Source organism: Variovorax sp. P4_B10 (assembly GCF_056402375.1).
In genome coordinates, this window is sequence record NZ_JBFUHN010000080.1 from 13,686 (window position 1) to 29,014 (window position 15,329).

At 63.6% G+C, this 15,329-nt stretch carries 12 protein-coding genes; 2 read left to right on the plus strand and 10 right to left on the minus strand.

Features of this window, described 5'->3' with window-relative positions; all coding sequences use genetic code 11:
- Positions 1-20: 20 nt before the first annotated feature.
- The 3 genes from nirB to AC1DXX_RS27485 all read right to left on the minus strand — a co-directional run bounded on the left by nirB (position 21) and on the right by AC1DXX_RS27485 (position 4,803).
- Positions 21-2,555 carry a nitrite reductase large subunit NirB gene (gene nirB, locus AC1DXX_RS27475; protein ID WP_478137377.1) on the minus strand — a complete coding sequence of 845 codons (2,535 nt, stop codon included), beginning with the start codon at positions 2,553-2,555 and terminating at the stop codon, positions 21-23.
- A 368-nt stretch (positions 2,556-2,923) separates the two neighbouring features.
- Positions 2,924-4,162 carry a glycosyltransferase gene (locus AC1DXX_RS27480; protein ID WP_478137378.1) on the minus strand — a complete coding sequence of 413 codons (1,239 nt, stop codon included), beginning with the start codon at positions 4,160-4,162 and terminating at the stop codon, positions 2,924-2,926.
- A complete protein-coding gene (locus AC1DXX_RS27485) occupies positions 4,159-4,803 on the minus strand; it encodes a TetR/AcrR family transcriptional regulator (protein ID WP_478137379.1) in 645 nt (214 codons plus the stop codon). Before AC1DXX_RS27485 ends, AC1DXX_RS27480 begins: the two co-directional genes overlap by 4 nt.
- A gap of 113 nt (positions 4,804-4,916) precedes the next feature.
- Here AC1DXX_RS27485 and AC1DXX_RS27490 point away from each other — a divergent pair, with 113 nt between their 5' ends.
- Positions 4,917-6,224 carry a lytic murein transglycosylase gene (locus tag AC1DXX_RS27490; protein ID WP_478137380.1) on the plus strand — a complete coding sequence of 436 codons (1,308 nt, stop codon included), beginning with the start codon at positions 4,917-4,919 and terminating at the stop codon, positions 6,222-6,224.
- A 215-nt stretch (positions 6,225-6,439) separates the two neighbouring features.
- Here AC1DXX_RS27490 and AC1DXX_RS27495 read toward each other — a convergent pair whose 3' ends face one another.
- The 7 genes from AC1DXX_RS27495 to AC1DXX_RS27525 form a co-directional block, all read right to left on the minus strand.
- Complete coding sequence (locus AC1DXX_RS27495; RefSeq protein WP_478137381.1) at positions 6,440-7,501, minus strand: helix-turn-helix transcriptional regulator; 1,062 nt, start codon at positions 7,499-7,501, stop codon at positions 6,440-6,442.
- A gap of 90 nt (positions 7,502-7,591) precedes the next feature.
- Positions 7,592-9,034 carry an amidase gene (locus AC1DXX_RS27500; protein WP_478137382.1) on the minus strand — a complete coding sequence of 481 codons (1,443 nt, stop codon included), beginning with the start codon at positions 9,032-9,034 and terminating at the stop codon, positions 7,592-7,594.
- A gap of 10 nt (positions 9,035-9,044) precedes the next feature.
- Entirely contained in the window at positions 9,045-10,028 is a 984-nt protein-coding gene (locus tag AC1DXX_RS27505; protein ID WP_478137383.1) for a branched-chain amino acid ABC transporter permease, read from the minus strand.
- A gap of 12 nt (positions 10,029-10,040) precedes the next feature.
- Entirely contained in the window at positions 10,041-10,919 is an 879-nt protein-coding gene (locus AC1DXX_RS27510) for a branched-chain amino acid ABC transporter permease (RefSeq protein WP_478137384.1), read from the minus strand.
- 4 nt (positions 10,920-10,923) lie between these two features.
- Positions 10,924-11,568, minus strand: coding sequence for an ATP-binding cassette domain-containing protein (locus AC1DXX_RS27515; RefSeq protein ID WP_478137385.1), 645 nt, complete (start codon positions 11,566-11,568; stop codon positions 10,924-10,926).
- 59 nt (positions 11,569-11,627) lie between these two features.
- Positions 11,628-12,320, minus strand: coding sequence for an ATP-binding cassette domain-containing protein (locus AC1DXX_RS27520; protein ID WP_478137386.1), 693 nt, complete (start codon positions 12,318-12,320; stop codon positions 11,628-11,630).
- 32 nt (positions 12,321-12,352) lie between these two features.
- The gene (locus tag AC1DXX_RS27525) at positions 12,353-13,639 is read right to left on the minus strand and encodes an ABC transporter substrate-binding protein (RefSeq protein ID WP_478137387.1); all 1,287 of its coding nucleotides are present in this window, start codon (positions 13,637-13,639) and stop codon (positions 12,353-12,355) included.
- Positions 13,640-13,929: 290 nt separating this feature from the next.
- Between AC1DXX_RS27525 and AC1DXX_RS27530 the strand changes: the two genes are divergently transcribed.
- Positions 13,930-15,291 (plus strand): aminotransferase class III-fold pyridoxal phosphate-dependent enzyme, encoded by a 1,362-nt coding sequence (locus AC1DXX_RS27530; protein ID WP_478137388.1) that lies wholly within the window; start codon positions 13,930-13,932, stop codon positions 15,289-15,291.
- Positions 15,292-15,329: the final 38 nt, after the last annotated feature.

Genomic DNA, 15,329 nt, shown 5'->3' on the forward strand with positions numbered 1-15,329 from the left:
GGCATGTCCTCGGGTGTTCATCAGACGGTTTCGGTATCGGTCGCGGCTTCGGCGGCGCGCTCTTCCGCGCGGGCCGGGCGGATCTGGCCGCGCTCCTTCACGAACACGATGTGTTCGTCGGGCTTCTCGCTGTTGACGAAGGAGCGGAAGCGCTGGCGGGTGGCGGGGTCGTTCACCGCGGTCTTCCACTCGCACTGGTAGGTGTCCACCACGTCCTGCATCTGCGCTTCGAGCTCGCCGGCGATGCCCAGGGTGTCCTGGACCAGCACGCCCTTCAGGTAGTCGAGCCCGCCCTCGAGGTTCTCGCGCCAGGTGCTGGTGCGCTGCAGGCGGTCGGCCGTGCGCACGTAGAACATCAGGAAGCGGTCGATCAGCTGGATCAACTGGGCCTTGGTGAGGTCGGATGCGAACAGCTCGGCATGGCGCGGCTTCATGCCGCCGTTGCCGCAGACGTAGAGGTTCCAGCCCTTCTCGGTGGCGATGATGCCGACGTCCTTGCCCTGCGCCTCGGCGCATTCGCGCGTGCAGCCCGACACGCCGAACTTGATCTTGTGGGGTGCGCGCAGGCCCTTGTAGCGGTTCTCCAGCTCGACGGCCAGGCCCACGCTGTCGTCGACGCCGTAGCGGCACCACGTCGAACCCACGCAGCTCTTCACCGTGCGCAGCGACTTGCCGTAGGCGTGGCCGGATTCGAAGCCGGCGGCAATCAGCTCTTCCCAGATGGCTGGCAGCTGCTCGACGCGCGCACCGAACATGTCCACGCGGGCGCCACCGGTGATCTTGGTGTAGAGGCCGTATTTCTTGGCCACGTGGCCCACGGCGATCAGCCCGTCGGGCGTGACCTCGCCGCCGGGCATGCGCGGCACGACCGAGTAGGTGCCGTCCTTCTGGATGTTGCCGAGGAAGTAGTCGTTGCTGTCTTGCAGGCTCGCGAGGTTCTTTTTCAGCACGAATTCGTTCCAGCACGACGCGAAGATGCTGGCGGCGGTGGGCTTGCAGATGTCGCAGCCCAGGCCCTTGCCGTGCTTGGCGAGCAGGTCTTCGAAGCTGCGGATCTCGCCCACGCGGATCAGGTGGTAGAGCTCCTGGCGCGAGTACGCAAAGTGCTCGCAGAGGTGGTTGTTGACCGCCATGCCGCGCTTGGCCATCTCGACCTTCATGACCTGGCCGACCAGCGCCACGCAGCCGCCGCAGGTGGCGCCGGCCTTGGTGCAGGCCTTCATCTCGGCGACGGTGCATGCGCCCTCGCCCACGGCCGCGCAAATCTGCCCCTTGGTCACGTTGTTGCACGAGCAGATCTGGGCGCTGTCGGGCAGCGCATCGACGCCGAGCCCCGGCCTGGCCTTGCCGTCGCTCGCGGGCAGGATCAGGAACTCCGGATCGGCGGGCAGCGCGATGCCGTTGAGCGCCAGCTGCAGCAGGGTGCCGTATTCGGCCGCATCGCCGACCAGCACCGCGCCCAGCAGCTGCTTGCCGTCGTCGCTGACCACGATCTTCTTGTAGATCTGCTTGCGCTCGTCGACGTACTGGTAGGCGCGCGCGTGCGGCGTCTTGCCGTGGGCGTCGCCGATGCTGGCCACGTCCACGCCCATCAGCTTGAGCTTGGTGCTCATGTCGGCGCCGGTGAAGGCGGCGTCGTCCTGCCCGGCGATGTGCTTCGCGGCAACGCGGGCCATGTCGTAGCCCGGTGCGACGAGGCCGAAGGTCTGTTCGTTCCAGGAGGCGCACTCGCCGATCGCGTAGACGTCGTGGTCGCTCGTGCGGCAGTGGCTGTCGATCGCCACGCCGCCGCGCGGGCCGACTGCCAGCACCGACTGGCGGGCCAGCTCGTCGCGCGGGCGGATGCCGGCGGAGAAGACGATCATGTCCGTCTCGAGGTAGGTGCCGTCGGCGAACACCATGCGGTGCCGCGCGGCGGCGCCGTCGGTGATCTCCACCGTGTTGCGTCCGGTGTGCACATGCAGGCCCAGCGCCTCGATGCTGTTGCGCAGCGCGCGCCCCCCGCCCTCGTCGACCTGCACCGCCATGAGCCGCGGTGCGAACTCCACCACATGGGTTTCGAGGCCCATGTCGCGCAGTGCCTTGGCGCATTCCAGGCCCAGCAGGCCGCCGCCGACGACCACGCCGCTCCTGGAGCGGGCGCCGCAGGCCTTCATGGCTTCCAGGTCCTCGATGGTGCGATAGACGAAGCAGTCGGGCCGGTCGCGGCCGGGCACCGCCGGCACGAACGGTGCCGAGCCGGTCGCCAGCACGAGCTTGTCGTAGGCCACCACCTCGCCATCGGCCGTGGTGATGGTGTTGTTCCGGCGCTCGATGGCCACGGCCCTGGCGKCCAGGCGCAGCGTGAAGCCGGTCTTTTCGAAGAAGCCCGGCTCGACCAGCGAGAGGTCTTCCGCGGTCTTTCCCGCGAAGAATTCGGAGAGGTGAACCCGGTCGTAGGCCGGACGCGGCTCTTCGCAAAGCACTGTGACCTGCGCTTGTGCGAGACCGAGCTCGTGGAGTTGCTCGAGAAACTTGTGGCCCACCATACCGTGGCCAATGACTGCGATTTTCATGTCGGGTCCTGCAGACAACCGGCCGCGCGGGTGCAGGCCACCCGACACGCAGCCTGGAGACGGCGTGTCGCAGTGGAGCCCCCGCGTGGAACGGATGCGAGTCGGGTTGGAACGGACGTACTGCCAGCTTGTGGGCTTGCAGTGCGCTCGGATCCGCCGTCGTTAGCGGAGGCACTGAGTGAACCGCGGCAGCTGTGCCGCGGGACAGTGCAGGACCTGATGCAACATCCGTGCCGGGAAAATCTGCGGCCGGGCGGGTCTCCATCGCACCAAACCCGGCGCGACCTCGCTGCAAGGCGCCGCCCGATGCGCCGTTGTGGCGCATGCATCTCCCCGTTTGGTGCGGCCGAGGCGACGCGGACTCTGCGTCAACCGGTGGACTGCAGGCTCTGCTCGATCATCCCGACAGCCTGCGCCAGCCCATTTTCGGCACGCATCCGCTCGCCCAATGCGCGCGCACTCGCCCGGACCTCCGGACGGCCGGCCAACGCAATGCCGCGCGCCAGGTCGTGCGCACCGAGGCGGCCGCCCGCGACCGCTTGCGGCGCCACCCCCGCCTGCGCCAGCCGGTGGGCCCAGAAAAACTGGTCGCCGGTGAACGGCACGACCACCGACGGCACCCCTGCGCGTGCAGCCGAATGCGTGGTGCCCGATCCGCCGTGATGCACCACCAGCGCCGTGCGCGGAAACAGCCAGTCGTGCGGCGTATCGCCCACCACGTGAAAGTTGGCGGGCAGGCCCTGGACGTCGATGCCGCTCCAGCCGGGATTCAGCACGGCGCGCCGCCCCCCGATGGCGTCCACCACCACGCGGCGCATGCGGCCGGCGTCGAAGCCGGTCATGCTGCCGAACCCGATGTAGATCGGCGCCTCGCCAGCCGCAAGGAATGCATTCAAGGCGGGTGGCGCCTGCCAATCGGACGCTGGCGGAAGCCACTGGCCGCAGGCCGCTGCGTTCGCAGGCCAATCGGTCGGCCGCGGCACCAGGCTCGGCGAAAAACCGTAGAGCATCGGGTGCGTGGTCCACATGCGCCGGCGCGGCGGCAGGCCGCACACTTCGGCACGCGCCGCGTTCACGGCCGGCCGGAATGCGCGCCACAGCATCGCGTTGACGAAGCGATGGCTCAAGCGGTTCAGGCATCGCGGAATGCGCGCTGGCGGCAGGAACGGGGAGGCGAAGTCGCGCGTGGGCGTGAGCGGAAACAGCCCCGCGCCGATGACCGGCACGCGCAGCGCATCGGCGGCCGAAAGGCCCACGAAAGCGGCCAGTCCCGAGCACACGATGGCGTCGCAGCCGCGCGCCGTCTCGACGGTCTGGCGCAGCCACGGCGTGGCGTTGGCATTGGCAATGGCTGCCAGTGCCTTCGCGGCCGCGCCCGGCCGCTCGCTGTGCGCCACCACGTTGGCGATGGCACCGCTCGCGCCGAGCGCGCCCCGGATGTCGCCGTCCAGCGCCTGCGTCCGCACACCGAGCTGGCGGGCCATGCCCAGCGTCGATTCGTCCGCCAGCAGGACCGATGCATGGCCGGCGTCATCCAGCGCGCGGCACAGTGCCGCAAGAGGACGCGCATCGCCCTCGGTGCCATAGGTCACGACGGCGATCTTCATGGGCGCTTCCTCTGCAGCGGTTTGCCGGCGGCGCGGGCACCGTTGGCAAAGATCTCGACGATCACCGCGAATTCGCGGCCCAGTTCCAGCCCGGGCAGCGTCAGCCAACGCATCAGCGCGCCGAAGTACAGATGGTGCAGCAGCGACGCCAGGTGCTCGGCCGGCACGTCGGCACGCAAGGTGCCGTCTTCTTGCGCATGTTCGATCAACAGCGCGAAGAGCCCCGCCAGATCGCGCGGCCGCTCGTCGGTTTCTCTCCCGCCGATCTCGTCCTGGATGTTGAGAAAGCGAAAGCGGAAGTAGTCGAGCAGATAACCCCGGTGGCGCTGCGACCATTCGGCCGAGGCGTCGAGCAAACGCATCAGCCTCGGCTCGAAGCCGCCCGGCATGTCGACCACGTCGCGAAGGCGCTGCGTGTCGGCCGCCAGTTCCATGTGCACCCAATGCGCGAGGATCGCTTCCTTGGTGGCGAAATGGTTGTAGAGCGTGCCTTTGGCCACGTCGGCCTGCAGGGCGATCTGCTCCATGGTGGTTGCGTCGTAGCCGCTGGCTTCGAAGAGCTGCATGGCTGTGCTCGCGACATGGTCGAGCGTTTGCGCGCGCCGCCGCTCGCGGCGGCCGGGAACATCGGGGGCCAGCACTGCAGGTCCTTTAAATCTGAACGTCGTTCAAGTTTATACGATGTTCATTAATTTCCTTCAACCATCGAGGGGCGAGGCCACGCCGGTTCTGCGCGAGGGTGAAAATCCACGGTATGCACCAAGCCCACTTTCCGTCGCCTCGTCCCCCACGACTTGCCCTGACGGCGCTCGCAATCGCCCTGCTGGGAGGCTGCGCTTCGGCGCCGCCTACGGCACCGTCGCAGCCGTCGACCGCGCCCGCCCGAGCCGCACCAGCGCTTACTACACCCGTGCCCGCGGCCGCCGGCGAAGCGGAACTCCAACGGGGATTCTCACAATGGGTGGCGGACTTCCGCGCCACCGCGCGCACAAGCGGCATCAGCGAGACAACGCTGCGCAGCGCCTTCGACGGCGTCCAATACCTCCCGCGCGTCATCGAACTGGACCGTGCACAGCCCGAACTCACCCGCACGGTCTGGGACTACCTCGACGGCACCGTGACGGCCCAACGTGTCGCTGCCGGCCAGGACAAGCTCCTGCAGGTTCGCAACCAAGCCGAAGCAGCGGCGTCGCGCTACGGCGTGCCGCCCGGCATCGTGGTCGCCATCTGGGGCATGGAAAGCAATTACGGCAGCAATTACGGCAGTACCCTGACCATCGACGCGCTGGCGACGCTGGGCTTCGAGGGACGCCGGGGCGACTGGGCGCGTGGCGAGTTGCTCGCAGCGTTGAAGATCCTCGACAACGGCGACATCGATCGCGAACACATGGTCGGCTCCTGGGCTGGCGCCATGGGCCAGACCCAGTTCCTGCCGTCGAGCTTCCTGGCTTACGCGGTGGATGCCGACGGAGACGGCCGGCGCGACATCTGGGGCAGCATGGCCGATGTGACGGCCTCGACCGCCAACTTCCTGTCGCGCGCGGGATGGCAAGCGGACAAGCCCTGGGGCGTCGAGATCCGGTTGCCGGCTGGCTTCGACCACGGCCGCGCCGACGCAGCCATTCGCCAACCCACCGCCCAGTGGGCCGCCGAGGGGCTGCAAACCATGGACGGTCAACCGCTGCCGGAGTTTGCCGACGGCACGATCCTGCTGCCTGCAGGCGCGCGGGGGCCGGCCTTCCTGGTCGGCCCGAACTTCCGCGCCATCCTGCGCTACAACAACTCGACCAGCTATGCGCTGGCGGTCGGCCTTCTTGCGCAGCGCCTGACCGGCGGCTCCGGCGTGCAGGCGCCCTGGCCGCGGGATCTGGCCGCCCTCACGCGCAGCCAACTGCTCGAACTCCAGACCGCGCTCAACCAGCGCGGCTTTGCCAGCGGAACGCCCGACGGCGTGATGGGCTCGGCCACCCGTGAAGGGCTGCGCCGCTACCAACGCAGCATCGGGGTGCCCGCGGATGGCTATCCAAGCGCAGAGTTGCTTCAGCGCCTGCAACAGCGCTAGCTGGCGCTTCTTTCCCCTGCCCTACCTGTTTGACGCCGGCGCAGCGCACGCCCAAAGAGCGCCTGGCATTGCGAGGCAGCTCGACCCGGCCGCTGTGGGAGGAACTGCACACTTGGCTGGCGTTCGAGCGAAGGCGTGTGCCCGACGACAGTTCGACGGCCAGGCCATCGACTACAGCCTCGGGCACTGACTGGAAACCAGCGCACTGATCGCTTTCACCGCCAGTTCAGTGCGTCGTCAAGGGTGGAGCGACCAGTCGCTTCCGGTGCGGTGAGATCTTGCACGGAGGATATGCCCGATGCCGTCAGGTTCAGCTCTGGATTCAACGCCAGTTCTCGGACCAGTTCGGCTTTGCCGGACACTCCAAGCTTGCGATAAACCTCTCGCAAATGATGGCGCGCGGTATTCGGCGCGATGCCAAGTGCACGAGCCGCTTCCTTATAGCTCGCCCCCTCAGCGAAGGCACCAGCAACCTCGCCTTCTCGCGCAGTCAATCTTTCCAACGCAGAGTTGTGCCTCAGATCGACGAGCCAGAAGTCGGCGATCGGGTGGAAGCGCACCTTCAGTCGTTTGCCTCGATAGACCTGCCCGGAACTCAAGTGTTGCACCAGGACCGTTGGCACGCGAGGTCCTGTCCAGCCGGGCCATTCGCTTCTGATCAGATCGGTCAGGGCGTCGTCCGCGACATGAAGCACTCCCCGCCGATCGACGATTGCCAGGGCCGCATGTCCGCTGGCCTGTTGCGAGCGCAAGCGCTCCAGATGCAACATCCAGTTCGTGGTGAGTGCAGCTGTCAGATGCGGCATCACCCATTGCTTGAACTCACGCTCGGATTCGGAAAATGGTGCATCGTGCGCTGAGCGATACAACGACAGGAAGCTCATTTGCTTGATTTCGTTGAGGGGCATTGAGGTACACATGCAATGGGCGATCTCGAAGCCCTGCAGGACTTCACGCATACGCGCGCTGCCGCACATTGCCTCCTGATTCAGGTTCACCGTCAGTCCCGGTTCTCTCGCCGTGACCTGGGTCATCAGGTCCTCGCGCTGAACCTCGTTCAAGATGCCCGGGAACAACGAAGGCAGACGGTACAACGCAGAGGCGTGCACGTCCTCCAAGCCATCGGGGAGGCGAGAGCCAATACCCCACCATGCCGAATCGAAATGGATGTAGCGTCGCAAAGTTCCAAGGACTGCTTGCTGAAAATTCACCATCGGCTCGGTTCGAGCCATACAGTGAACTTCCAGCACGGCGCGACTGAACAGTTCTGTACTCATAACTATCACGCCTCCACCACGGTTTCTTTTCCTTGTCGACCTTCCCCACTTATGCTGAATTGTTGGACGCAACTCTGGAGCGACCAGGGTTCAAACTGCCGACAGGAGGCTTTTCATCTGCGCCAGCTGTCGGGCCCTCCAGGGCTTGGCACTTTCCAGCTCACCGGCCAGGCTCAGTAACGTTGCTTCGTCGCCAAAGCGACCACCAAAGTGCACGCCAATCGGAAGGCCGGACTCCGTCCAGCAGATGGGCAGAGAAATGGCTGGCTGACCAGTCATGTTGAACTGAGCCGTAAAGGGAATGTATTCGAATACTTGGCGCGCCCACTCCATGGCCGAGATTCCACCGCGGTTTTGGTTGTATACCCCATGTGGCGCAGGCACCTGTGCCAACGTCGGGGTCAACAGAACGTCGTAGTCGTTGAAGAATTGACCAAAGGTCCGCGAGATCTTGTTGTTGACATCGATCGCCCAGTACAGATCCGATGCCTTCATCATTCGACCTTCCATCCATGCCGCCAGCGTTACGGCTTCCAATGTGTCCGCACTTGCGCGCCTGCCGGTGGCAGATTCGGCCAGATCTACCAGATAGGCGATACAGCTGGACCAGTGGATATGCAATGCCCTAACGAACATGTCCCAGTCATAGGCAGGCTCTGCTTCGATCGTTTCGTGGCCCAGATCGTTCAGCACCTGAACTGTTTCGTGCACGGCTTGCACGCACTCAGGGGCAATTGCCGACCCCGTTGACGAGTGAGTGGTCCAGGCAATCTTGAGGCGCCGCGGCGGCGTTCGCGCGGAGTCCGCAAAGGACCTGGACGGCGGCACCGGCACGCCCGGGGCACCGGCGTCAGGGCCGGCCACCGAGTCCAACAAAGCCGCCGCATCTCGCACGCTTCGCGTGACAGCGAACTCGGCTCCGAAGCCGCTCAGTATTTCGCCTGCATCGGGTCCGGTAGGTATACGGTGCCTGGTCGGCTTGAGTCCGACCAAGCCGCAGCAGCTCGCAGGAATGCGAATCGAGCCGCCGGCATCATTGGCATGGGCTACCGGAACAATGCCCGAAGCCACCGCGGCGGCAGCACCGCCACTTGAGCCACCGGCACTGTAGCCACGCTTGTAGGGGTTGTGCACCGGCCCGAACAATCGCGGCTCGGTCGTGGGGTTGTAGCCGTACTCTGGCGTTTGCGTGGTGCCGGTCAAGCAAAGACCGGCACGGCGAAACCGCGTCATCAGTTCTGTGTCGTGTGCCCAAACCGTCCCTTGGGTGAGCGCCGATCCGTTCGAGAACGACACGTTCGCCGCATGCAAGATGATCTCCTTTATCAGGAAGGGAACGCCGAAAAAGTCGCCGTTCCGGTGCTCTTCAGAGATTTGCGGTTCCAGCCACTGCAAGACCGCGTTGATCCCCGGGTTCAGCCGATCGTTCTGGGCTTTGGCCAATGCCGCCAACTCCTGCGGGGTCACCTCTTTGCTTGCCACCAAATGGGCCAAGCCCAGACCGTCGTGTTCTATGTACTCATGTGCTTTCACGATAAATCTCCTATGACGTCGATCGAATGGCGCGTCGTGCACGCCATGCCCGGTATTGGGCCGGAATGCCCACCAACCCTTGCCGTGTGAACAACACGCTCGCCAGCATGATGAGTCCGATCAGCACCATGCGAAGCGGGCCTATGTCGAGCATCAACTTGTCGATCCCGACAACCAGCAAGGTTCCCAGAATGGCCCCTCGTGCGGTTCCCATGCCCCCAATCACGATCATGGCCAGCAAGAGCAAGAGGTTGTCCATGCCAAAGAGCGAGGGAGATGCGCCGCGAAAATGACTGGCGTAAAAGCCGCCTATCAGTCCCAAGGCGGCCGAGGAGATCAGAAAAACGCAGGTGCGGGCGCGTCGATAGTCGATGCCACACGCTTCGGCAAAGGCCTCCTGCTGCTCGGGTGCGCAGCGCAGCAACTGACCCAGGCGCCGGCCATTGACGGCGTGGTAGAGCCACAAGGCCAAGAGCATGACGACGAAGCAGCCGAGGTAGGCAACGACCTGTTCCGTCATGTAGTCCAATCCGTCCGGCTGATAACTGTCAGCGCCGAACAGGCCTCCCGAGGCCGAACCCAATGCCTCGGACTGCACCACCGAAACACGACACAGCTCGACCAACCCCATCGTCAACAAGGCGTAGTAATACCCTCCCAGGCGGCTGGCGGGAATGGCGATGACGATGCCGAACACGAGACCGATCACTCCGCCCACACCTACCATGCCGTACCACGGCAGGCCGTACGTGATGGAAAGCCAAGCACCGCCAAAGGCTGCCATTCCGACGATCGCCAAGGTCGCCATCGAAAAGATGCCGGCGGTTCCTATGATCAGCATCCACATCAGATTGATGGCAGCGAACAAGGCAAAAACAGAAGCCGTAGACAACAGTGACGAACTGTCGAGCAGCCAACCCAGAGAGGGGGGCACAAGTGCCAACCCGAACAGGCCGAATGCCCAGAAATAACGGCGTACAAGAGCAGGTTTCATGATTGATCGAGCCTATTCACGCGTACGCGCCAACAACCCGCCTATGCCTCGAGGGCGCACCAGCAGCACAGCGATGATGAAGCCGAACTGCACCATCAGAACCCACCGCGCGCCCAGTGTCGCGTTGGTGAAGGCCTCCAGGAAGCCGATCAGCGCTGCTGCAGCAATTGCGCCCGGTACTGAGCCCAAGCCACCGCATAGCGCCACGATCAACCCCTTGACCAAGGGCGTGGTGCCTCCAAAAGGACTGACGAAATAGGTTTGAGACAGCAGCACTGCGGCCAGTCCGGCCATGGCACCGGCGACGACCATCACCGCCAAGGCAGTGCGGCGTAAGCCAATTGCAACCAAGGCGGCTCCTTCGGGGTTCTGCATCATGGCGCGAATCGCCAAGCCGCCACGGCTGCGCGTCATCCACCACAGCACGACAACCATGAGGAGCAACGAACAGGCAATAGATCCGACCTTGTCGGCAGGAATCGACATTCCGAAGAGAATCAAGTTCTGTGTTCCAAACAGATCGGGCAGTTTTTTGGCACCCGGGCCAAAGAACCACAGCGGAACCTGTGTTCCAAGGAGGCTGAGCGCCAGCGTCGCAATCAGGCTACGGATGAGGAAGGCGGGCTTGTCGTGCAGGGGAAGAAAGGCGAGCGCGCAAATCAGCAGACCGCTCATGGCGCCGCTGAGCAGCGCCGCGGTCACCACGATCCAGGCCGAGGGGCCTAGATGGACGGAAGCGAGCCAAGCACCGTAGCCGGCCAGCGTGAAGCTCATGCCGTGCGCCATGTTCACGACGCCCAGGCTGGAAAACACGAGAGAAATGCCAACAGCCAGCAAGGCGTACATGCAGGAAAGCGTCAGTCCAGAGACCAGAACAAAACTCAGTTCCATGGGGTCACTCCGAGAGGGGCAACTCGGGCTGCAGGCGACCCGAATGCATGGTGAGGGTGCGATGGCAACGGCCCTTCAACAGCCCCAAATTCTGCTCGGCGATGACCATGGCGCCCTGTCGCAAGTCGACGCGCATCAGTGCATCGACCATTGCGGCGCTGATCTTGGGCGCGAGACCGAGCGAGGGCTCGTCCACCAAATACAGCACGGCGTCAGTCATCAGGCCGCGGGCCAAGGAAACCATGCGGCGTTCACCCCCCGACAAGGTCCCGACGACCGTTTGCAACAAAGGTCGCAACGGTTGGAACACGTCGAGCAATTGCTCGCGCCTTTGGTGGCGGTCACGCCAAGCCGCGCGCGTATGAGCCCCGCAGTCGAGATGCTGCGAGACCGTGAGGCCAGGGAAAATGGCATCACCCTGTGGCATGTGGGCCAAGCCCAAACTCACAATACGATGCGTATATCGGGCCGGACCGTGATCGCGTACCCCGCCGATTTCGCACCCGGCCAACTCGATCGAACCCAGCTGCCAATCAGTCAAGCCGCTGATTGCGCGAAACAATGTCGATTTTCCATGGCCATTGAGACCCACGATGGCCACACGTTCGCCGCGTCGCACCTGAAAGTTCAGCGCGTGAAGCACGGTCATGGGTCCATAACCCGCGGACAAGCCGCGGATGCGCAAGACGACCTCCGGTGCCGCGCCACTCATGCCGAGCTCCCCTCTGGCTCAAAATAAGCTGCGCGGACGCGTGGTTGGTCAAAGACTGCAGTCGGCTCACCTTCGGCAATAAGCTCACCGGCATCCAGCACGATGACCCGCTGCGCCACGGCCGCCAGCAACTCGAAACGATGCTCCACCAGCATCACGGCAATCTTCATTTCCTGCGCAGCGGTTCGAATGATGCGATCGATTTCGTCGATCTCGGGCTGACTCAAGCCCGCGGCAGGCTCATCCATCAGCAGCACGCATGGCTTGCGCATGAGCAGACAGGCAAGGAGCAGTCGCCGTCGATCCAATGTGCCCAGTTCACCGGCGCGCCTGCGCAGCCCCATCGCGAGGCCAACGCAGTCCGCCGCGGCTTGTGCTTCTTCGCGTTCGAGGTACGGCGCGTAGGCGTAGCGCGCGGCATCGAAGACTTCGTCTATTGTCAAAGCCTCCGGTACCACGGGTGACTGATATGTGCGGGCCACGCCGAGACGCGCCCGCTCGTGCAGCGGCAAAATCGTTATGTCCCTATCTCGCAGGAAGACACTTCCCGCGATCGGACGAACGCGGCCGCTGAGGATCTCAAAAAGCGTGGTTTTCCCCGCACCATTGGGCCCGATGACACCCAGGACTTCGCCCACGCGCACCGCCAGGGAAATCTGATGCAATACCCGGCGCGTTCCAAAATTCATCCCCACACCACGGCAGGCGAAGACCGTTGGCCTCACCTCATCCACGGCGACTCCCGGAACGCCACTTCCTTGACGGCATTGGGCCTGATGATGCGATGCTGGCCGCCTTGAACCTGATAGAACAGATGGGGCATACCCTCTTCAAGCTTGCTCGTCTCCTGCGGGTAACTCAGCGTGGATTGCTTGGCGCTGTCAAAGTTGTACACGCCGTTCACGCCTCTGTAGCGAGTCTTCCTCAATTCAGCCACGACGGCAGGAAAATTGTCCGCATCCGCCCTCGTCCACGCATCGGCCAGCATGCGCACGACATCATTGCCATTGCCGGTATAGGCCATTCCCATCGTTCCGCCTTTGGGCAGAACGGCGCTCCGGTACTTCTCACGATAGGCCTGACCCTGCTGGTCTGCCAGCACGCCTGCCAGACTGCTCCAGACGAAGCCTTCGGCGGCCGGTCCAGCGAGAGTCAGGTACTCAGGCTGTGAGGGGCCATATTGCAGGTAGACCAATGCGCCGCGGACCGGATTGGCTGCGTATTGCTTCGAGAAAGCTGCCAGGTCCGCAGCAATGGCATGGTTCACCATGATCACGCCGGCGCCCGTCGCATGCAGTTCCTGGATCGCCGGGCCCCAGTCCGATACCTGGAGCTGGACATCGGTGACCTTGACGACGTCGAACTTGCCGCGCGCCTTCAGCTGCGCCTCCGCAGATTTGGTGATGTTCTTGGCGTAGGCAAGGTCCTCGCGAATGATGTGAACCTTGTTGTTGATCGGCTTCCATGTGCCGCTCGCCTTCAAATCCTCCAGGAAGACCGCGAAGCCGGAACCATACAAAACCTCCACAGGCACGGTTTGAAACATGTGGCCGTAGCGAACTGGATTCTTCAGAACCAGATTTTCCATCTCGCTGGACGCACTGCCGTGCAAAAAGGGGGCCTTGTAGCCCGCGCCCGCTTCTGCGGCTGCAGCTCCGACGACGTAGAAGGGCGAAACKATCGCGTTCACCTTTGCATCAATCAGCCTGCGAACTGCGGCCTGGGTCCCTTCGGGCGTCAACAAGTCCATGTCGACCACTTTTAGCTCTATCAAGCGCCCCTTGACGCCGCCAGCGTCATTGATGTCTTTGACCGCGAGCTTGGCTGCGCTCCAGAAACCAACGTGGTCAGCCACGCCAGCCGGGCCAGATTGAGCGATTGGCATGCCGATTACGATCGGCTTGTTCTGCGCATGCGCCAACGACGACGCAGAACCGGCCAACGCCGTCAGCGCAACGGTGCCGATTGCCTTCAAGGTGCTCCGGCGGGAGGTAGATTCTGCTGTCATGGCATTTTCCGGTGGGGTTTGCTTGTGAAGGCCTGCGCGCTTTCGCTCAAGCCGCAGAAATTGTCGGCAATTCCATGGCTGCCCGACATCCTGCATTTGCACCAGGGGTTTGCATTGGTTTTGCACCGGATCGCGTGCGACTCACGCATTTGAACGATGGCGCATGGGGAGTGCTCGCTCTGATACTGAAACTCATCTGAGCGTCGGCGACACCACGCCAGGTATGTCCGCCGACCTCGAGCCTCTGAGATCGTCGTCGGTCCCACTTGCATCGACATAGAGCGCCACAAATGACCAATACCACCGCAGAAAGCAACGACGTCCGTCACATGCTGTATCCCTTCGCCAATCAGGCGCACCTAGCGAAGAAGCCGCCGCTCGTCATCGAGCGAGGAGAAGGCGTCTACGTTTTTGACCGAACCGGCAAGCGCTACCTTGACGGTCAGGGCGGTCTATGGAACGTGAACGTCGGGCATGGCCGACCCGAGATCAAAGAGGCTATTCGGTCGCAGCTGGACCGAATCAGCTTCTATTCGATCTTCGGCGGGACAAGCAACCAGCCTGCGATCGATTTGTCCGCGGTGCTTTGCCGCTGGACCGCCGAGGAAGGCATGCAGCGCGCCTTTTACTCGTCCGGCGGGTCGGAAGCCAATGAAGCGGCGTTCAAACTGGCCCGCCAATATTGGCGTCAGGTGGGCCAACCTGCGAGGTACAAGATCATTTCGCTGAAACGGGCGTACCACGGCGTGACCCTCGGCGCGCTGTCTGCCTGTGGAAGCACGGCCTACCGCGAGCAGTTCGAGCCATTGATGGCCGGTTTCACCCAAGTGGAGACTCCCGACGTCTACCGCGCCCCGTTCACAATGGATCCGCTGGCGCTAGGAAGCCATTGCGCACAGCTTCTCGAGCGGGAGATCGAATATCAGGGAGCGGGCTCTGTCGCTGCCTTCATCGCGGAACCGGTGCAAGGGGCGGGAGGCGTGATCGTTCCGCCTGCCAACTTCTGGCCCCTGGTGCGAGAAGTCTGCAATCGACACGGTGTATTGCTGATCGCCGACGAGGTCGTTACCGGTTTTGGCCGAATCGGCTGCGAGACGGGAAGCCGGCATTGGGGTATCAAACCCGACATCATGGTATTTGCCAAGGGCATCAACAGCGGGTACATCCCCCTTGGCGCCACGATGGCCAACGCGCGCATCTGCGACGCGTTCGTCACCAATGACGATGCACAGTTCAGCGCCTCGGCTTTCGCTCACGGCAACACTTATGCGGGCCACCCCTTGGCCTGCGTGGCTGCCATTGCCAATCTGGAGATCATCGAGAAGGAAAAGCTACATCTGAATGCGGCCGAAGTCGGGGCCTATTTCATCGGCCGTCTCAGAGCCATTCAGGACCGCCACCGCTACATAGGCGATGTCCGCGGTCAAGGTTTGATGATTGCAGTTGAACTGGTCGCCGACAAGAGGACCAAGGCCCCGCTTGACCTGGCCAAGGATGTTGGCGCGCGGGTGTCCGACCTGTGCCGTGAATCCGGCGTGCTGATTCGCAATCTGGCCGATACCTTCATCATCTCGCCGCCGCTCACCTTCACGAAGGCGAATGCAGATGAAGTCGTCGACGCATTTGACAAGGCAATGAGCCGGGTCGATTAAGTTCCCGCCCCCCCCCCGGACACCCCATGCATAGCGCC